General features: G+C 39.9%; 19 protein-coding genes and 1 other annotated feature. Of the genes, 17 read left to right on the top strand and 2 right to left on the bottom strand.

Going from position 1 to position 20,510, the window contains the following annotated elements:
• Positions 1–117: 117 nt before the first annotated feature.
• The 6 genes from ABH966_RS01770 to ileS all read left to right on the top strand — a co-directional run bounded on the left by ABH966_RS01770 (position 118) and on the right by ileS (position 6,664).
• Positions 118–822: a YggS family pyridoxal phosphate-dependent enzyme gene (locus ABH966_RS01770; protein ID WP_370075311.1), complete on the top strand. Its 705-nt coding sequence runs from the start codon at positions 118–120 to the stop codon at positions 820–822.
• On the top strand, positions 806–1,303 hold the full coding sequence (locus ABH966_RS01765; protein WP_370075310.1) for a cell division protein SepF: 498 nt from the start codon (positions 806–808) through the stop codon (positions 1,301–1,303). Before ABH966_RS01770 ends, ABH966_RS01765 begins: the two co-directional genes overlap by 17 nt.
• Positions 1,304–1,323: 20 nt before the next feature.
• On the top strand, positions 1,324–1,602 hold the full coding sequence (locus ABH966_RS01760) for a YggT family protein (RefSeq protein WP_370075309.1): 279 nt from the start codon (positions 1,324–1,326) through the stop codon (positions 1,600–1,602).
• 228 nt (positions 1,603–1,830) lie between these two features.
• Positions 1,831–2,619, top strand: coding sequence for a YlmH family RNA-binding protein (locus ABH966_RS01755; RefSeq protein WP_370075308.1), 789 nt, complete (start codon positions 1,831–1,833; stop codon positions 2,617–2,619).
• A gap of 95 nt (positions 2,620–2,714) precedes the next feature.
• Complete coding sequence (locus tag ABH966_RS01750) at positions 2,715–3,239, top strand: DivIVA domain-containing protein (protein ID WP_142507538.1); 525 nt, start codon at positions 2,715–2,717, stop codon at positions 3,237–3,239.
• 90 nt (positions 3,240–3,329) lie between these two features.
• Positions 3,330–3,552 (top strand) — a binding site (T-box leader).
• A gap of 343 nt (positions 3,553–3,895) precedes the next feature.
• Positions 3,896–6,664: an isoleucine--tRNA ligase gene (ileS, locus tag ABH966_RS01745; RefSeq protein WP_370075307.1), complete on the top strand. Its 2,769-nt coding sequence runs from the start codon at positions 3,896–3,898 to the stop codon at positions 6,662–6,664.
• Between the two features lie 116 nt (positions 6,665–6,780).
• On the opposite strand, the gene ABH966_RS01740 is transcribed toward ileS, so the two are convergent.
• The gene (locus ABH966_RS01740) at positions 6,781–7,359 is read right to left on the bottom strand and encodes a hypothetical protein (protein ID WP_370075306.1); all 579 of its coding nucleotides are present in this window, start codon (positions 7,357–7,359) and stop codon (positions 6,781–6,783) included.
• Positions 7,335–7,709, bottom strand: a complete 375-nt coding sequence (locus ABH966_RS01735) for a hypothetical protein (protein WP_370075305.1) — start codon at positions 7,707–7,709, stop codon at positions 7,335–7,337. Before ABH966_RS01735 ends, ABH966_RS01740 begins: the two co-directional genes overlap by 25 nt.
• A 138-nt stretch (positions 7,710–7,847) precedes the next feature.
• On the opposite strand from ABH966_RS01735, the gene lspA reads away from it, so the two are divergent.
• The 11 genes from lspA to pyrF all read left to right on the top strand — a co-directional run bounded on the left by lspA (position 7,848) and on the right by pyrF (position 20,510).
• Positions 7,848–8,327: a signal peptidase II gene (lspA, locus tag ABH966_RS01730; RefSeq protein ID WP_370075304.1), complete on the top strand. Its 480-nt coding sequence runs from the start codon at positions 7,848–7,850 to the stop codon at positions 8,325–8,327.
• Positions 8,324–9,235 carry an RluA family pseudouridine synthase gene (locus tag ABH966_RS01725; protein WP_370075303.1) on the top strand — a complete coding sequence of 304 codons (912 nt, stop codon included), beginning with the start codon at positions 8,324–8,326 and terminating at the stop codon, positions 9,233–9,235. The genes lspA and ABH966_RS01725 overlap by 4 nt, the downstream gene beginning before the upstream one ends.
• A gap of 240 nt (positions 9,236–9,475) precedes the next feature.
• Entirely contained in the window at positions 9,476–10,018 is a 543-nt protein-coding gene (gene pyrR / locus ABH966_RS01720; protein WP_370075302.1) for a bifunctional pyr operon transcriptional regulator/uracil phosphoribosyltransferase PyrR, read from the top strand.
• 20 nt (positions 10,019–10,038) lie between these two features.
• Positions 10,039–11,349 (top strand): solute carrier family 23 protein, encoded by a 1,311-nt coding sequence (locus ABH966_RS01715; RefSeq protein WP_370075301.1) that lies wholly within the window; start codon positions 10,039–10,041, stop codon positions 11,347–11,349.
• Between the two features lie 326 nt (positions 11,350–11,675).
• Complete coding sequence (locus ABH966_RS01710) at positions 11,676–12,554, top strand: aspartate carbamoyltransferase catalytic subunit (protein ID WP_370075300.1); 879 nt, start codon at positions 11,676–11,678, stop codon at positions 12,552–12,554.
• 1 nt (position 12,555) lies between these two features.
• Positions 12,556–13,833, top strand: coding sequence for a dihydroorotase (locus ABH966_RS01705; protein ID WP_370075299.1), 1,278 nt, complete (start codon positions 12,556–12,558; stop codon positions 13,831–13,833).
• Complete coding sequence (locus ABH966_RS01700) at positions 13,833–14,933, top strand: carbamoyl phosphate synthase small subunit (protein ID WP_049668365.1); 1,101 nt, start codon at positions 13,833–13,835, stop codon at positions 14,931–14,933. Before ABH966_RS01705 ends, ABH966_RS01700 begins: the two co-directional genes overlap by 1 nt.
• Entirely contained in the window at positions 14,926–18,123 is a 3,198-nt protein-coding gene (carB, locus tag ABH966_RS01695; RefSeq protein ID WP_370075298.1) for a carbamoyl-phosphate synthase large subunit, read from the top strand. The genes ABH966_RS01700 and carB overlap by 8 nt, the downstream gene beginning before the upstream one ends.
• A gap of 1 nt (position 18,124) precedes the next feature.
• Entirely contained in the window at positions 18,125–18,898 is a 774-nt protein-coding gene (locus ABH966_RS01690) for a dihydroorotate dehydrogenase electron transfer subunit (RefSeq protein ID WP_100544005.1), read from the top strand.
• A complete protein-coding gene (locus tag ABH966_RS01685) occupies positions 18,895–19,809 on the top strand; it encodes a dihydroorotate dehydrogenase (RefSeq protein WP_370075297.1) in 915 nt (304 codons plus the stop codon). The genes ABH966_RS01690 and ABH966_RS01685 overlap by 4 nt, the downstream gene beginning before the upstream one ends.
• Positions 19,806–20,510, top strand: a complete 705-nt coding sequence (pyrF, locus tag ABH966_RS01680) for an orotidine-5'-phosphate decarboxylase (RefSeq protein ID WP_370075296.1) — start codon at positions 19,806–19,808, stop codon at positions 20,508–20,510. The genes ABH966_RS01685 and pyrF overlap by 4 nt, the downstream gene beginning before the upstream one ends.

Genomic DNA, 20,510 nt, shown 5'->3' with positions numbered 1-20,510 from the left:
CAATTTTAAAGCATAGGTAGGGTATAAGGACTTTCACATAGGTCAGGCTATTCATTGATAATTCAAGCATTGCTTGTTACAATAAAAGAAACTATTGTTGTAAAGTTGGGAAAAACATTGACAAAAATCTTAGCAAATTTGAAGAAAATTAATGATCTTATACAAACAGCAAAAAAACGTGCAAATCGTGAAACAGAAAAAGTCCAAATTATTGCAGTGACAAAAGAAGTTTCTGTAGAAAGAACACAAGAAGCAATTGATGCAGGGCTTATACATTTAGGTGAGAATCGTCCTGAAGGCTTAAATCGTAAAATTGAAACGATTCAAGCTGATGTACATTGGCATTATATCGGGTCTTTACAAACACGTAAGGTCAGACAAGTTATTAACAGTATTGATTTTTTACATTCATTAGATCGTTTAGGTTTAGCGCAGGAAATTGAAAAAAGAGCAGACAAACCTGTCAAATGTTTTGTACAAGTTAATGTATCTGGCGAAGAAGCAAAACATGGTTTATCGATTGAAGAAGTTCTGCCTTTTATTGAATCATTAAAGGATTTTACAAAAATTCAAGTTGTTGGTTTAATGACAATGGCACCAAACACAGATGAGGATACAATTATTCGCTCTGTTTTTAAGCAATTAAAACAATGTCAACAGCAAATAGCCGAGCAAGGATTCGCGCACGCTCCTTGTACCGAGTTATCAATGGGCATGTCTAATGACTTTGAAATTGCGGTAGAAGAAGGGGCTACATTTGTTCGAGTTGGAACGGCTCTTGTTGGAAATGAAAGAAGGGAACAGGATGAGCATGAAAAATAAAATTAAAAATTTCTTTTATCTTGAGGAAGAACTAGAAGAAGAAATCACGCAAGCTCCTATTCAACAGCAACAACCCGTACAACAACAGCAACAGATTCAATCTGCGAAGCCTAAAAAAATGATGAAGGAGCGTAAAGCACCGGTTCAGGAAATTTTTCCGCAAAGTACAACACCTACAAACAACATAGTAAGTTTGCAGGCAGCCATGAATTCTAAAGGCGCAAAAGTTGTCTTAGTTGAACCTAGAGTTTATGCCGAAGCTCAGGATATTGCGGAACACTTAAAAAATAAGCGTGCAACGATTGTCAATTTACAACGTATTGAGCGAGAACAAGGTGTACGGATTATTGATTTTTTAAGTGGCACAGTTTATGCGCTTAGCGGTGATATTCAAAGAATCGGTAAAGATATTTTCCTATGCACACCTGATAATGTAGAAGTGTCTGGCGAAATTTCGAATTTTATTTTAGACGATAATTAATAGCGAGGATTGTAGTTTATATGGATTTATGGATAATTCTAGGTTATATATCATTAGCATTTAACGTGTATTCTTATATGTTAGTTGGATATGTTTTAATGTCATGGGTGCCTGCTGTACAAGATTCAGCAATTGGCCGTTTCCTTAAAAAAGTATGCGAGCCTTATTTGGGGATTTTCAGGAAATTCATCCCTCCAATCGGGATGATTGACATTTCACCAATTGTGGCAATTTTTATGCTTAATTTTATTAAAAATGGGCTTTTTATTGTAATTCAAAAAATATACTTTATGTTTTAATATAAGAAATCCTCACGAATGGTGGGGATTTTTTATTTATGGGGAATACTTAATTTAAACAATTTAGTGGTGATCCCCTAGAATTCCTAAGCGTGAGTAGCGAGACCCTGGAGCGAAGCGAGGCGGCTCGTCGGACGCCCCGTGCCCCCTGTGAGCCTATTTTTTAGATATCCTTAAAATACCAATGAAATTGTACAAATAAAAGAGTGATAATAGAGGTGAAGTTATATGGAGCATTTAATACAGCATTTTAGAAAAGATGAACAGCCTTTCATTGAACAGGTTATGGGCTGGCAGCATGAGGTAGAGGATCGATATGCTCCAAAGCTTACGGATTTTCTAGATCCTCGACAGCGCTTTATTGTAGCATCGATAATTGGACAGTATGACACATTAAAAACAGCTAGTGCTGGGCTCTTTGATGAAGCAGAAAGACAACGCATGCTGATTTATCCTACTTATTATGAGCCTATGGAGGAAGATTTTCAGCTTACAGTATTTACGATTCAATATCCTGTGAAATTTGTCCAATTAGGACATCCAGATGTCCTTGGAGCTTTGTTATCTTTAGGATTGGATCGTGGCAAATTCGGTGATATTCGTGTCAATGACCATCTTGTACAATTTGTAGTAGCGATTGAGGTAGCTGATTATGTACGCTTACATTTAACAGGCATCGGCAAGGTAAAGGTACATGTAGAATCGATTAAAGAGACGGAGTCATTGCTACAAAACGAGGATGAGTGGCTAGAAGAATCTCATACGGTTTCTTCTATGCGTTTAGATGTGATTATCTCAACGGTTTTAAAAATTTCTCGTCAGAAGGCACAAGCATTAATTACAGGTAAAAAGGTACGTGTCAATTGGACTGAACGGGATACAGTTGCTTTTGAATTACAAGAAGGAGATATTTTATCTGTACGCGGAAGCGGTCGAATAAAAATGATGATGACTGAAGGTCGTACAAAAAAAGATAAAATTCGTTTACAAATCGGTCGATTGACCCAAAAAAGCTAAAAATCAAGTAAATTTCATTAATTTTTACTGCTAAGTTGTTGGAACAATTGTATAATAGAAAGTACGAATGTACATGTAAAGGAGAGAAGGATCGTATGCCATTATCACCTATTGATATACATAATAAGGAGTTTACTAAATCTTTCAGAGGTTATGCTGAAGATGAAGTAAATGAATTTTTAGATCAAATTATCAAAGATTATGAAATTTTGTTACGTGAAAAAAAGGAAGTAGACAGACAACTAGAAATTTCCTTAGAACAAGCGAGACATTTTAACACATTAGAGGAAACGTTACAAAAATCAATTGTTGTTGCACAAGAAGCAGCTGATGAAGTACGAAGAAATTCTCAAAAAGAGGCTAAACTCATTGTGAAGGAAGCAGAAAAAAATGCTGATCGTATTATCAATGAGGCTTTAACAAAGGCTCGTAAAGTAACAATTGAAATTGATGAGCTGAAAAAGCAATCAAAGGTATTCCGTAATCGTTTTAAAATGCTTGTAGAGGCACAACTGGATTTACTAAATGCAGACGATTGGGACCATTTGCTACAATACGATATTGACCTTACTGAAATTCAAGCATCTGTTGAAGAAGCACAGGAAGCCGATCAAGTTTAATCCTATATTAGGTAGCAATAAGTGAAACTTGACGTGATTGTATGATTTTCATATACTAATGTAATAGTAATTATTTTGAACACATATGCAAAACAGGCAGAGACGAAGACAGTATTTGTTAGGCGTAGTTAAGCGATTTGGGGATAGTGTGAGCCCGAACAAGCAAATAACAATGAACATCACTTCTGAGCTAAAATAACTGAATGTAGTAAGTTATTTCGTGATGCACAACGTTAACGTGCTTTAAGAGTGGTAGTACAATTTTGTGCTACAATTAGGGTGGTACCGCGAGTATAAGCTTCTCGTCCCTTTGAGGGATTGAGAGGCTTTTTTATGTTCAAATGGAGGTAACTTATACTTCTGTTGTTAAAACGTGTTGATTTTGCCGATAAATAGAACTTGAGGATGGTATTTCACAAAACGTATGTCATGTATATAAGTTGATTGGAGTGTAGGCTGGGCGACTCCTTGGGGATTAGCGTCACAGATGAGACCCTGCAGCGAAGCGAAGCGGCTCATCGGACGCCCCCAGGAAAGCGCCCGGCCGGAACGGAAATCAACCACACGTTATAATGATAAGCCTAATAACTGTCGTAATTGTATGAGCGCCTAAGTGCATATGTTCTTTGTTTGTAAAATAAAGGAGGAATTGAAAAATGGTTGAGTACAAAGATACTTTATTAATGCCAAAAACAGATTTCCCAATGCGTGGGAACTTACCGGCAAATGAACCGAAGATGCAAGAAAAATGGAATGAAATGGACATTAATAAATTACAAATGGAGCGTACAGAAGGATGCCCTGAGTATGTGTTACACGATGGACCTCCATATGCGAATGGTGATATCCATATCGGCCATGCTTTAAATAAAGTACTGAAAGATATGATTACGCGTCATCGCTCTATGACTGGCTACCATGTAAACTATATTCCAGGTTGGGATACACATGGTTTACCAATTGAGCAAGCACTTACGAATAAAGGTGTAAAGCGCAAAGAAATGTCTGTTGCTGAATTCCGTAAATTATGTGAAGAGTATGCTTACGAGCAAATCGACAACCAACGTACACAATTCCGCCGTTTAGGTGTTCGTGGTGATTGGGAAAATCCATATATTACATTAAAGCCTGAATTTGAAGCTCGTCAAATTGAAGTTTTCGGAAAGATGGCTGAAAAAGGCTATATTTATAAAGGTTTAAAACCAGTTTACTGGTCTCCATCATCTGAATCTGCACTTGCAGAAGCAGAGATTGAATATAAAGATATTAAATCTCCTTCTATTTATGTAAGCTTTGCGCTTAAAGATGCTAAAGGTGTTGTCCCAGCAGATGCTAAAATGATCATTTGGACAACAACGCCTTGGACAATTCCTGCAAACTTAGGGATTTCTGTGAACCCTGAATTTATCTATGTGGTTGTCGCAGTTGCAGATAAAAAATTCATTATTGCAAAAGAATTATTAGAAAAAGTTGCTAACGAACTTGAGTGGGAAGCATACGAAGTTGTTCAAGAAATTAAAGGTGATGCATTAGATCGAATTGTTGCACAGCATCCATTCTATGACCGTGAATCTCTTGTGATGGTTGGAGAGCACGTAACTGCTGAAGCGGGTACTGGCTGTGTTCATACAGCACCAGGACACGGGGAAGATGACTATCATATTAGTAAGCAATATGGTCTACCAATTCTTAGCCCTGTTGATAATAGCGGCTGCTATACAGATGAAGCACCTGGTTTTGAAGGTGTATTCTACAATGATGCAAACAAATTAATCACAGAAAAATTAAAAGAAGTCGGTGCATTAGAAAAGCTTAACTTCTTTACACACTCTTATCCACATGACTGGCGTACGAAAAAACCAGTTATTTATCGTGCAACACCACAATGGTTTGCGTCAATAGATGCATTCCGTGATGAGTTACTAGACGCAGTAAAATCAACAACATTTACACCTGCTTGGGGTGAAACTCGTCTTTATAATATGATTCGTGACCGTGGAGACTGGGTAATTTCACGTCAACGTGCATGGGGTGTGCCAATTCCAATTTTCTATGCTGAAAATGGAGAGCCAATTATTACACCAGAAACAATTGCCCATATCTCAGCATTATTCCGTGAGCATGGATCAAATATTTGGTTCCAAAAAACAGCTAAAGAATTATTACCTGAAGGCTTCACACATGCAAGTAGCCCGAACGGTGAATTTACAAAAGAAAACGATATTATGGACGTTTGGTTTGACTCAGGTTCTTCTCACCAAGGTGTGCTAGTAGAACGTGGTATGAAATATCCAGCTGATTTATATTTAGAGGGTTCTGACCAACACCGTGGATGGTTTAACTCATCATTAATTACTTCTGTAGCTATTAATGGCTATGCACCATATAAGGGACTATTAACACATGGTTTCGTGCTGGATGGTGAAGGTCGTAAGATGAGTAAATCTTTAGGGAATGTCATTATCCCGAAAAAAGTTATGGATCAATATGGAGCAGATATTCTGCGTTTATGGGTTGCTTCTGTAGATTATACAGCCGACGTTCGTATCTCAATGGATATGTTAAAGCAAGTATCTGAGGTTTATCGAAAAATCCGTAACACATTCCGTTTCTTACACGGAAATGTAGCTGATTTCGATGTAACGAAAGATCGAGTAGCATATGAGGATCTTCGTGAAATGGATCAGTACGTTTATATGCGCTTACAGGATGTATTAAAAACTGTACGTGCTGCATATGATCGCTATGATTTCGCAGCTGTTTATCATGCAGTGAATAACTTTGTTGCAGTAGAATTATCTTCATTCTATTTAGATATTGCAAAAGATGTTGTGTACATCGAAGGCCATGACAACAAAGATCGCCGTGCGATGCAAACAGTTATTTATGACACATTAATGACATTAGTAAAAGTCATGTCACCTATTATCCCTCATACAAGTGACGAGATGTGGTCTTACTTACATGCTCAAGGTGTTGTAGAAGAGGTATCTGTACAATTAACAGACTTCCCAGAGGTAGATGAACATGAAAACTTCGAAAGTCTACGTGCAAAATGGGTAAAAATTATTGATGTTCGTGATGATATTTTAAAAGCATTAGAGGAAGCTCGTAATGCAAAAACAATCGGTAAATCACTTGAAGCGAAAGTGACAGTTTATGCGAAAGAAGATGTGGCGGCATTATTAAATGATGCAAGCATTAATTTTGCACAACTTTCAATCGTTTCTGCTTTTGAAGTAGCGTCAATTGAAGCTGCACCTGCAGATGCATTAGCTCTAGAGCATGCATCGATTGTTGTTGAAAAAGCAACAGGTGAAAAATGTGAGCGTTGCTGGTCTATTTCTGAAACAGTCGGTTCAAATGAAGCACAACCAACAGTATGTGCGCGTTGTGCAGAAGTTGTAGAAAAGTATTACGCTTAAAAATAAGAATCTGCATTCTATATAATTAGTAACGCAAGTCTCCTTGGTAATGGGGGCTTGCGTTTTTTTTGAAGGTCGAGAGCGACGGAAAGAAGAGCCAAGGCGACGGATGAAAATCAGAGCGATGGAAAGAAGAGTCGAAGCGACGGATAGAAAGACGAAAGTGACGGAAAGAAGAGCCGAAGCGACGGATAGGAAGTCCAGAGCGACGGAAAGAAGAGCCGAAGCGACGGAAGAAAACCAGAGTGACGGAAAGAAGAGCCGAAGCGACGGATAGGAAGTCCAGAGCGACGGAAAGAAGAGCCGAAGCGACGGAAGAAAACCAGAGCGACGAAAAGAAGAGTCAAAGCGATGGATAGGAAGTCCAGAGCGACGGAAAGAAGAGCCGAAGTGACGGAAGAAAACCAGAGTGACGGAAAGAAGATCCAGAACGACGGAAAGAAGAGCCGAAGTGACGGAAGAAAACCAGAGTGACGGAAAGAAGATCCAGAACGACGGATAGAAATGCCAAAGCGACGGAAGAAGAGCTGAAGTGACGGATGAAAACCAGAGCGACGGATAGAAAGGCCAGAGCGACGGAAAGAAGAGTCAAAACGACGGATAGAAATGCCAGAGCGACGGAAAGAAGAGCCGAAGCGACGGAAGAAAACCAGAGCGACGGAAAGAAGAGTCAAAACGACGGATAGAAATGCCAAAGCGACGGAAAGAAAAGCCAGAATGACGGATTGAAACCAGAGTGACGGAAAGAAGAGCCAGAACGACGGATAGAAATGCCAAAGCGACGGAAAGAAGGGCCAGAATGACGGATTGAAACCAGAGTGACGGAAAGAAGAGCCAGAACAACGGATAGAAAGACCAGAGAGACGGAAGAAGGGCCAGAATGACGGATTGAAACCAGAGTGACGGAAAGAAGAGCCAGAACAACGGATAGAAAGACCAGAGAGACGGAAGAAGAGCCAGAATGACGGATTGAAACCAGAGTGACGGAAAGAAGAGTCAAAATGATGGATAGAACCACCAAAGCGAGGGATAGCTCAACAAACATCCGCAGGAAAGCGCTTGGTCGGAATGAAAATCAACCCCACACAATGGTATTGATCCATATTTTCATGCTATATTAGTTATTCTGAGATGGGCTGTTATGGTAGAATAGGTTAGATGTTGAGCGAACGGAGGAGTGTCTGTGTATAAATATTATGGATTGGCCGCATTCGTGATTCTTTTAGATCAATGGACGAAATGGCTAATTGTGAAAAATATGGAGTTACGCGAACGAATTTCAGTATGGGATCCGTGGTTTGGGATATTGTCTCATCGAAATAAAGGAGCAGCATGGGGAATGTTAGAAGGCCAAATGTGGTTATTTAGCATTGTTACGATAGGTGTTATTTGTGCCATCCTATATTTTTATCATAAAGAGGCTAAAGGTAAACCTATTTTTCAAGTGGGCTTAATGCTTTTATTAGGCGGAGCTGTAGGGAATTTTATTGACCGTATATTTAGAGGTGAAGTGGTCGATTTTGTAAATGTATTAATTCCAGTAATTAATTATGATTTCCCAATCTTCAATATTGCGGATGCAGCTTTAACAATGGCGGTAGTAATATTAATGATTGGCATAATCATGGAAGATAAAAAAGGAAAGAAACAGGTGAAAGAATGACGCAAGTATCATATACAATGGAAGAACAACAACAGGGAGAGCGCATTGATAAGGCGCTTTCAGGTGTGCAATCAGAGTGGTCGCGTACACAAATCGGGAATTGGATTACTGATGGTATTGTCAAAGTAAATGGAGAGACTGTCAAGGCGAAGTATAAGGTAAAAGTAGGGGATATTGTAGAAATTGATGTACCCGAAGCAGAGCCATTAGATGTCATTCCTGAAAACTTAGATCTTGATATTGTTTATGAGGATGCAGATGTCCTTGTTGTGAATAAACCAAAGGGCATGGTTGTCCATCCAGCGCCTGGACATATGACGGGTACACTAGTGAATGGTTTAATGCATCATTGTAAGGATTTGTCGGGTATCAATGGCATTATGCGACCAGGAATTGTGCATCGTATTGATAAAGATACATCAGGATTATTGATGGTTGCTAAAAATGATGCAGCTCATGAATCGTTAGTGAATCAGCTAGTCAATAAAACAGTGACACGTAAATATACGGCGCTAGTTCACGGGCATATTGCACATGATAAAGGCACAATTGATGCACCGATTGGACGCGATCAAAAAGATCGTCAAAAACAAGCAGTTGTCGATAAAGGGAAGCATGCAGTAACTCACTTCCAAGTTATCGAACGCTTTGGTGAATACACTCTTGTAGAATGTCGTTTAGAAACAGGACGAACTCATCAAATTCGCGTGCATATGAAATATATTGGCTACCCTCTTGTTGGTGATCCAAAATATGGACCAAAAAAGACAATAGACTTTAATGGACAAGTATTACATGCAGGAATTTTAGGATTCGATCACCCTACATCAGGCGAATATATGGAGTTCGAAGCACCACTTCCTGCTGATTATGAACAATTATTACTAGATTTAAGAAATAAGCATTGACGTATAGGAAAAGAAGGTCTATACTAACGAAAGTGAATGAACAACTTAACTAAATATTCACCTTTAATGACAGTCCAGAGAGGCTGAGAAGGTACATGTGAATGTGTTGTAAAAAATTTGTGCTGCAAATTTTTCAACATACTATTTAAACACGTATATAACCCTCTCAGGCCATTCGCCTTGAGAGGTTTTTTTATGGACACATGACCAACAATAAATAAAAGAGAGGAGGAAACTTACATGGCACAAAATGAGCTATTAGATGGCCCATCTATGGCAAGAGCGTTAACACGCATTGCACACGAAATTATTGAACGTAATAAAGGAATCGATGAATGTATTTTAGTTGGTATTAAAACACGAGGTGCCTTTCTTGCAAGACGCCTTGCAGAACGAATTGAAAAAATTGAAGGCAAACCAATCCGTACGGGGGAGCTAGACATCACCCTCTATCGAGATGATTTAACGACAAAGCATGATAATGAACAGGCACATGTTGAACAAGTAGATATTGATGATGTGGTCGTTAATCAAAAAATTATTTTAGTCGATGATGTACTTTATACAGGACGTACAGTACGCGCAGCACTTGATGCAGTAATGGATTTAGGACGACCTTCACAAATTCAACTCGCAGTCCTGATTGACAGAGGACATAGAGAACTACCAATAAGAGCTGATTATGTTGGCAAAAATGTACCAACATCTGGAACAGAGCGTATTGTCGTAAATTTACAAGAGGTAGACGGAGAAGATTGCGTCATCATTTTTAAAGAAGACTAACTATAAAGTGAGGAAACATTATGTCAAATGCAGTATTAGATATTAAGGATAAACCGACCCCAGTCCAACTAGTGACATTAAGTTTCCAGCACATGTTTGCCATGTTTGGGTCAACGATCTTAGTTCCTCAGTTGGTTGGTCTTAGTCCAGCGATTGCCCTTTTAACAAGTGGGATTGCTACACTGTTCTTCTTATTAATTACGAAATTTCAAGTGCCAGCATATTTAGGTTCATCCTTTGCTTTTATTGCCCCGATTTTACTTGTCGCAGGTGGTTTAAATAAAGATGGTTCAAGTGTTAATCCAGGTCATGCGATGATTGGTGCAATGGCAGTCGGGATTACATATGGTATCGTATCCCTAATCATCTGGAAAAGCGGCTACAAATGGATTATGAAAATTTTACCACCGATTGTGGTAGGACCTGTTATAATGGTAATTGGTCTTGGATTATCAGGGACAGCGGTAAGTATGGCGATGAATGTTGATGGTAAATATAGCTTTTTACACTTCTCAGCAGCGTTAGTTACATTATTTACAGCTATTATTTTCACGATTTTCTTTAGAGGTATTTTAAGCACAATGCCAATCTTAATTGGCTTAATCGTGGGATATATTTACTCAATGATGATCGGAATTGTAGATTATTCACCAATTGCCAAAGCAGATTTCTTTGCAAAGCCTGAGTTTTTAATCCCAGGTGTTCATTACGACTTTGAAATCACAACAAAGCTACTCCTAACAATGGTACCAATCGTTATCGTCACTATTTCAGAGCATATCGGTCACCAGTTAGTATTAGGGAAAGTTGTTAATCGAGATTATATTAAAGAGCCAGGGTTACATCGTTCGTTATTAGGGGACGGAATTGGAACATTTATTAGTGCATTAATCGGTGGTCCACCGAAAACAACTTACGGTGAAAATATCGGTGTCCTTGCAATCACGCGTGTTTACAGTGTGTATGTCATTGCAGGTGCAGCAGTCGTAGCAATTTTACTATCATTCTTCGGGAAAGCAATGGCAGTTATTGCAACGATTCCAACAGCTGTACTTGGTGGGGTTTCCATCTTGCTCTTCGGTATCATTGCAGCAAGTGGATTACGAATGTTAGTTGATAATCATATCGACTTTGGGAATAGTCGTAACTTGGTCATTGCCTCTGTTATTTTAGTCATTGGCATCGGTGGTGCGAAGTTCGTTATTTCGGAATCACTAAGTATCGAAGGTATGGCATTAGCAGCGATTATAGGTGTTGTTTTAAATGCCATTCTACCAGGTAAAAAAGAAGCAGATATACCAGTACCGTACAATCAAAATAAAAATTCATAGAAGTACCTTTTAATGAATTGTCCAGAGAGGCAAAAAAAGGGAAGTTGTAGATAAGCTTGTAGTAGGAATGTATCCTGCTGTAGTTTGTCACGCCTCCTTATGCCTCGTTGATGACATCAACGGGGCTTTTATTATCTTCATGCATCCCACCTCTGAAGGTGAAATGTATGAAGGTAAAGCCTCCGGCGGATGTCACGGATTTTGAAAGGAATGAATTGTGCTCGTACAATTCAAAATCCGGACGCAATTACGCCAAGGCGAAATTGATTTTATAAAACGTTAGTTATACATAACGTTCATGAAACACAACCCAGTGGAGGTACATGATGAAGAACTTATTATCGATGGAACATTTAACAATTGAAGAGATTAACAACATTCTAGATCGTGCGCAAGCTTTTGAGAATGGTGAAGCATCATCATTATCTCGCCCACACAACGTCGCAAATTTATTTTTTGAACCAAGTACACGCACGAAAACAAGCTTTGAAATGGCAGAGCGCAAAGTTGGTTGTATCGTTATCCCATTTGACGGTAGCTTTTCGAGCGTCTCTAAAGGGGAGACATTGTACGATACGGTAAAGACGCTAGAAATGATTGGTATGGATGCAGTAGTCATTCGCGCAAAAGAAGATGCGTATTACAATGAATTACTTGAAGGCATCAATGTGTCAATCATTAATGGAGGTGACGGCACTGGTCAGCATCCGTCTCAATCATTATTAGATCTTTATACAATCAAAAAAGAGTTTGGTTCTTTTAGAGGGTTGAATGTGACAATCGCTGGAGATATATGCCATAGCCGTGTAGCGAAATCGAATGCGTTAGCGTTACAGCGCTTAGGGGCAAATGTTCATTTCCTTTGTCCGGAAGAGTGGGAAGGCAGTTTCGAAGCGCATCATTCTTGGGATGATTTAATCGAAATAAGCGATGTGATTATGTTACTTCGTGTGCAACATGAACGCCATAAGGTAAATAAAAGCTTCTCAAAAGAGAGCTATCATCAAGAGTACGGTTTAACAATTGAACGTGAGAAACAAATGAAGGAAAAGGCAATTATTATGCATCCAGCACCGGTCAATCGTGATGTAGAAATTGCGTCAGAGCTAGTAGAATGCGAGCGTTCTAGAATTTTCGAGCAGGTTCGTAATGGTGTCTATACACGGATGGCTATAGTTGAAACAATTTTAAAGGGGAGAGAGTAACATGACAAAGGTTCTTCAAAATGTACAAATGCTAAATGAACAAGGTGAGCTACAAACAGTAAATATCGCTATGACAGATGGCAAAATTACTGCAATAGGTCAAAATGTAAATGTAGTAGGCGCAGAAATGATCGAAGGAAATGGTTTAGTTGTTGCACCAGGCTTTGTCGATGTTCATACACATTTACGTGAGCCAGGCTTTGAACATAAAGAAACAATTGCTACAGGGTCAGCATCAGCAGCAAAAGGTGGCTTCACAACAATTTGCGCGATGCCAAATACAAAACCAGTACCAGATTCAGTAGAAAACATGCAGCTGATTAACGGACTTATTAAAGAAAGTGCAGCTATTCGAGTACTTCCATACGGCTCATTAACAAGGGACATTTCAGGTGAGGTTCGTACAAATATTGAAGAATTAAAAGCACATGGGGCTGTCGCATTTTCAGATGATGGTGTTGGGATCCAGCTTGCTTCAACAATGTATGAGCAAATGAAGGATGCCGCACAGCACGATATGGTAGTTGTAGCTCACTGCGAAGATAACTCATTAATTTACGACGGAGTGATGCATGAAGGGAAGCGTAATCAAGAGCTTGGTTTACCAGGAATTCCATCAATTTGTGAATCTGTTCAAATTGCACGAGATGTACTACTGGCAGAAGCAGCTGGAGCACGCTACCACGTATGTCACGTATCAACGAAGGAATCTGTACGTGCAGTACGTGATGCGAAAGCAGCGGGTATTCGTGTCACTGCAGAAGTTTGCCCACATCATTTATTACTTGAAGAAATGGATATCCCATCAGATGATGCGAACTGGAAAATGAATCCTCCATTACGTGGAGCAGATGATAAAGATTCACTTCACGCAGCTATGCTGGACGGCACAATCGATTGTATCGCTACAGATCATGCTCCACATACAGTAGAAGAAAAATGCTGTGGTATGGTTGGTGCTCCGTTTGGCATTGTAGGCTTTGAAACAGCGTTCCCACTGCTTTACACACAGTTTGTAGAAACGGGGAAATGGTCGTTAAAACAGTTGATTGACTGGATGACTGTCAAGGCAGCTCAAATTTTCGATTTACCATATGGCACATTAGAAGTTGGTGCTTCGGCAGATATGATTTTAATTGATTTAAATAAAGAGCAAACAATTGATGCAGAAGGCTTTGTATCAAAAGGACGCAATACACCATTCAATGGTTGGGTTGCAAAAGGGTGGCCGGTTCTAACAATTTTTGAAGGCAATATCGTATACCAGGAGGCAGAGTAATGAAAAAACGTTTACTTATTTTAGAAGATGGCACAGTATTTACAGGCACAGCGTTCGGTAGTGAGAGAGCTTCACAAGGTGAGGTTGTATTCACGACAGGGATGACAGGTTATCAGGAAACAATTTCAGATCCTTCATTCTACGGACAAATCGTAACGTTAACTTACCCTTTAATCGGTAATTACGGTATTAACCGTGATGACTTTGAATCAATCACACCAGCTATCCGTGGGTTTGTAGTTCGTGAATTAGCAAAAACCCCTTCAAACTTCCGTTGTGATTTAACGGTAGATGAGTACTTAACTTCAAAGGATATTCCGGGCATTGAAGGAATTGATACACGAAAATTAACACGCATTATTCGCAGTAAAGGGTCAGTAAAGGCTATTTTAACGGCGGCTGATGAAGAAGTGAATGTGGATGAAGTCGTAGCAAAATTACAGGCAACACCAGCGATTACACATCATGTTCGTGAAGTATCACCGAAAGCAGCCTACCCATCACCAGGTCGTGGCAAACGAGTAGTATTAATTGATTATGGTATGAAGCACGGTATTCTTCGTGAGTTAAATAAACGTGATTGCGATGTGCTTGTAGTACCTTACAATACATCAGCAGAAGAAATTTTAGCTTGGCATCCAGATGGAATTATGCTGTCAAACGGTCCAGGTAACCCTGAGGACGTAGTAGAAGGCATTGAAACCGTACGTAATTTAATCGGAAAAGTGCCAATGTTCGGTATTTGCTTAGGTCACCAAATCTTCTCGCTAGCATGTGGTGCACAAAGCTTCAAATTACCATTCGGTCACCGAGGTGGTAACCATCCGGTAAAAGATTTACGTACTGGTCGTACAGACTTAACATCTCAAAACCATGGTTATGCAATCGATATTGATTCATTAAAAGATACAGATTTAGAAATAACACATATCGCATTAAATGATGGCACTTGTGAGGGTGTACGTCACAAGAAATATCCAATCTTCACGGTGCAATATCACCCAGAAGCATCACCAGGTCCAGAGGATTCAAATCACTTATTTGATGAATTTATCGAAATGATGGAAGTAGAAGCAGGGAAGGGGAAACAACATGCCTAAACGTACAGATATTGAAACTATTTTAGTAATCGGATCAGGTCCAATCGTAATCGGACAAGCAGCAGAATTTGACTACGCAGGAACACAAGCTTGTCTTTCATTAAAAGAAGAAGGCTATCGCGTTATCTTAATAAACTCAAACCCTGCAACAATAATGACAGATACAGAAATTGCTGACAAAGTATATATTGAGCCAATTACACTTGAGTTCGTATCACGAATTCTACGTAAAGAGCGTCCAGATGCAATCCTACCAACACTTGGTGGTCAAACAGGTTTAAACATGGCCATTGAATTAGATAAATCAGGAATTTTAGATGAGCTTGATATTGAAATTCTTGGAACAAAATTAGAAGCGATCCATAAAGCAGAAGACCGAGATCTATTCCGTAATTTAATGTATGAGCTAGGTGCTCCAGTACCTGAATCAGATATTATTCATAACTTAGACGAGGCGAAAAACTTTGTAGCGAAAATTGGCTACCCAGTAATCGTTCGTCCTGCCTTCACACTTGGTGGTACAGGCGGCGGTATTTGCTACAACGATCAAGATCTAGAGGAGATCGTTACATCTGGTCTAAAATATTCACCAGTAACACAATGTTTACTAGAAAAATCAATCGCTGGTTATAAAGAAATCGAATATGAAGTAATGCGTGATGCTGCTGACAACGCTATCGTTGTATGTAACATGGAAAACGTTGACCCAGTTGGTATTCATACAGGTGACTCTATCGTAGTGGCACCTACACAAACACTTTCAGATCGAGAAAACCAAATGCTACGTAATATTTCATTAGATATTATCCGAGCACTAAAAATTGAAGGTGGCTGTAACGTACAGTTAGCACTTGATCCATATAGCTTTAATTACTATGTGATCGAAGTAAACCCTCGTGTATCGCGTTCATCAGCATTAGCATCAAAAGCAACAGGTTATCCAATTGCAAAGCTAGCAGCAAAAATCGCGGTTGGTTTAACATTAGATGAAATCAAAAACCCTGTAACAGGTTCTACGTATGCTTGCTTCGAGCCAGCTTTAGACTACATCGTGGCGAAAATTCCACGTTGGCCGTTCGATAAATTCGAATCAGCAAAACGTAATCTTGGTACACAAATGAAAGCGACTGGTGAAGTAATGGCACTTGGTCGTACATTTGAGGAAGCTATGCTAAAAGCAGTGCGCTCTCTTGAAACAGGTCAAGTTCACTTAGAGCTAAAACATGCAGAAGAGAACTCTGATTCTTGGATTGAAAAACGTATTCGCAAAGCAGGTGACGAGCGTCTATTCTTCATTGGTGAAGCACTTCGTCGCGGTGTAACAATTGAGCAAATCCATGAATGGTCTGCCATTGACTTATTCTTCTTAAATAAATTCAAAAACATCGTAGATATGGAGCAAACACTTGCTGACAATAAAGACGATAAAGAAGTGTTACGTACAGCAAAACGACTAGGCTTTGCAGATAAGAAAATTGCTGAGCTTTGGGAAACAACACCAGAAGAAGTATATGCATATCGTAAAGAAAATGGCATTATCCCAGTATACAAAATGGTGGATACGTGTGCAGCGGAGTTTGAATCTGAAACACCATACTTCTATGGCACATATGAGGATGAAAACGAATCGATCAAATCAGACAAGCCATCAGTTATTGTACTTGGTTCTGGTCCAATCCGCATTGGGCAAGGGGTAGAATTTGACTACGCAACAGTACACTCAGTATGGGCAATTCAAGAAGCAGGCTACGAAGCAATTATTATTAACTCGAATCCAGAAACAGTATCCACTGACTTCTCGGTTTCAGATAAATTATACTTTGAGCCATTAACAATCGAAGACGTTATGCATATTATCGACCTTGAGCAACCAATTGGAGTAGTTGTACAATTCGGTGGTCAAACAGCTATTAATCTAGCTGATAAATTAGCTGCCAATGGCGTGAAAATCCTAGGAACAACTCTTGAAGACATCGACCGTGCGGAAAACCGAGATAAATTCGAGCAAGCATTACGTGAATTGAACATTCCACAGCCACTAGGTCAAACAGCTGTATCTACGGAGGAAGCACTTGCTATTAGTGGACGTCTAGGCTTCCCGGTACTAGTTCGTCCTTCATACGTACTAGGTGGACGCGCAATGGAAATTGTCTACAACGAAGAGGAATTACAACATTATATGGAGAACGCGGTAGAAGCATCTCCAGATCATCCAGTATTAGTAGACCGCTACTTAACGGGTCAAGAAATCGAAGTAGATGCCATTTGTGACGGTGAAAATGTCTTAATTCCAGGTATTATGGAGCATATCGAGCGAGCAGGGGTTCACTCTGGCGACTCGATCTCTGTATACCCGCCACAAAAATTAACACAAGCACAAAAAGATACGTTAGTGGATTATACAACTCGCCTTGCAAAAGGTCTTGGCATCATAGGCTTAATGAACATTCAATATGTAATTTCACAGGGCGAAGTATACGTTATCGAGGTTAACCCTCGTTCATCTCGTACAGTACCGTTCTTAAGTAAAATTACAAACATTCCGATGGCAAATATTGCAACGAAAGCGATTCTTGGTAAATCAATCGTAGAACAAGGCTATCCAACAGGCTTAGCGCCAGAGCAAAATGGTGTCTTCGTAAAAGTACCAGTATTCTCCTTCGCTAAATTACGTCGTGTTGACATTACACTAGGGCCTGAAATGAAATCAACAGGTGAAGTAATGGGTAAAGATGCAACATTAGAAAAAGCACTTTACAAAGGCTTAGTTGCAGCAGGTATGGAAATTCGTACAGAAGGAACAGTATTGTTCACTGTATCCGATAAAGATAAAGAGGAAGCAATTGAACTTGCAAAACGCTTCTCAACAGTAGGCTATCGTATTGTCGCAACTGAAGGTACAGCTAAAGCGTTTGAAGATGCAGGCGTACGCACAGATATAGTTGGAAAAATCGGTGCAAAAGGTGAAACATTAATCGATTTAATTCAAAACGGTGAGGCACAGCTTGTTGTCAACACTTTAACAAAAGGCAAGCAACCGGCACGTGATGGCTTCAGAATTCGTCGTGAGTCTGTAGAAAATGGCGTACCTTGCTTAACTTCATTAGACACAGCGGAAGCAATGGTTCGAGTTATTGAATCAATGACATTCACAGCAGAACAAATGCCAAAAGCGGAGGTAGTACATTAATATGATTCGTCAAGAGAAAATGACGGTCGTCTCTCAAAAGCAAATTGCGACAAACATTTTCGAATTGACACTTCGTGGAGAACTGGTTCAGGATATGACACCTGGCCAGTTTGTCCATGTAAAGGTGTCAGATTCATTGGAGCCGCTTTTACGTCGACCTATTAGTATTGCAAATATAGATAAAGACAACAACGAATTTACAATGATTTATCGTGCGGAGGGTCGTGGAACACAAGTGTTAGCGACAAATCGCGAAGGGCAGCTTGTCAATGTCCTTGGTCCAATCGGTAATGGGTTCCCTGTAGAAGCAGTAAAAGAGGGAGGCACAGCTCTACTAGTTGGTGGGGGAATTGGAGTACCTCCATTACATGAGCTTTCCAAGCAATTGAACGCGCGTGGTGTTAAAACAATTCATGTGCTAGGCTTCCAATCGGAAGATGTATGCTTCTATGAGGAAGAATTCAGTGCCCTTGGTGAAACACATTATGTAACGGTTGACGGTTCTAAAGGAACAAAGGGCTTTGTCACAAATGTTTTAGAGTCACGAGCACCTGAATTCGATGTCTTTTATTCTTGCGGTCCGCTACCAATGTTAAAAGCACTTGAAGGCTTTTATCCAGAAAAAGAAGGTTATTTATCATTTGAGGAGCGTATGGGCTGTGGGATCGGTGCTTGCTTTGCATGCGTATGTAAAACAACAGACCAAGTAGCAAAAGACTATGTAAAAGTATGCTCTGACGGTCCAGTTTTCCCGAAAGGTACGGTGGCATTATGAGTCGTTTAAACATTCAATTACCAGGCTTAGACTTGAAGAATCCAATAATGCCAGCATCCGGCTGCTTTGGCTTTGGACGTGAATATGCACAGCTTTATGATTTATCAAAGCTTGGCGCTATTATGATTAAAGCTACGACTGTGGAAACACGTCCCGGCAATCCAACCCCACGCGTAGCAGAAACAGCAGCAGGGATGTTGAATGCAATTGGTTTACAAAATCCCGGAATCGAAAAAGTAATGAATGAAGAATTAAAGTTTTTAGAAAAGTATGATGTGCCAATCATTGCAAATGTTGCGGGTACGGAAACAGAAGATTACGTGGAAGTAGCACGACGTATTTCAACTGCAGGAAATGTGAAAGCATTAGAGCTTAACATTTCTTGTCCGAACGTTAAATGTGGCGGAATTCAATTTGGGACAGACCCTGCAACTGCACGTGAGTTAGTTAAAGCTGTCAAAGCTGTTTCTGAAGTGCCAGTATACGTGAAATTGTCTCCTAACGTAACGAATATCGTAGAAATTGCACAAGCTGTTGAAGCAGGTGGTGCAGATGGCATTACAATGATTAATACACTAATTGGTATGCGTTTAGACGAGCGTACAGGTAAGCCAGTGATTGCCAATGGTACAGGCGGATTATCTGGTCCTGCTGTAAAACCAGTAGCAATTCGCATGGTTTATGAAGTGTATAAGGCTGTCAATATTCCGATTATTGGGATGGGTGGCGTGACAGAGGCGCAGGATGTTATTGACTTTATGTCGGCTGGCGCTTCTGCAGTTGCTGTTGGAACAGCAAACTTTGTCGATCACTTCGTTTGTCCAACTATTATTGATGAACTACCAGCAAAGCTCGATAAATTAGGAGTAGAGGATATTTCAGAAATTATCGGAAGGAGCCATCGTCTATGAATACAAAACCAATACTTGCACTAGATTTTCCTGGAGAAGCAGAAGTATTCAACTTTCTAAAGCACTTTAACGAGCCTCTTTTCGTAAAAATCGGTATGGAATTATATATGCAGGAAGGGCCGGATATTGTACGCAAAGTAAAAGATCTAGGTCATGATATTTTTCTAGATTTAAAATTACATGATATTCCCAATACAGTGGGCTCTGCTATGAAAGGCCTAGCAAAATTAGGAGTAGATTTAGTCAACGTTCATGCTGCGGGCGGACGTCCGATGATGGAGGCAGCACTTGAGGGGCTTGAAGCGGGTACTCCGGCAGGACGTGAACGAGCGGCATTAATTGCTGTAACACAGCTGACGTCTACAACAGAAGAGCAAATGCACGCAGAGCAAAAAATTGCTTTATCTTTACAGGAGTCTGTATTACATTATGCAAGCTTAACAAAACAAGCTGGTTTAAATGGTGTTGTCTGCTCCGTACATGAGGCAAAAGCTATTGCTGAAGCATGCGGTGAAGATTTCTTGCGTGTGACACCTGGTATCCGATTAGCAGGTGGCGACGCACATGACCAAAAGCGCATTGCAACACCAGACGGCGCAAAACGTGACGGTTCTTCATTAATCGTCGTTGGACGTGCCGTTACAGGTGCACAAGATCCAGTAGCAGCATATAAAATCGTAAGTGAATTATGGGAGGCATAA

The sequence above is a fragment of the Lysinibacillus sp. RC46 genome (assembly GCF_041262385.1).
Classification (GTDB): Bacteria; Bacillota; Bacilli; order Bacillales_A; family Planococcaceae; genus Lysinibacillus.
The sequence above is the reverse complement of the archived record's forward strand: the minus strand, read 5'-3'. Positions and strand labels throughout refer to the sequence as shown.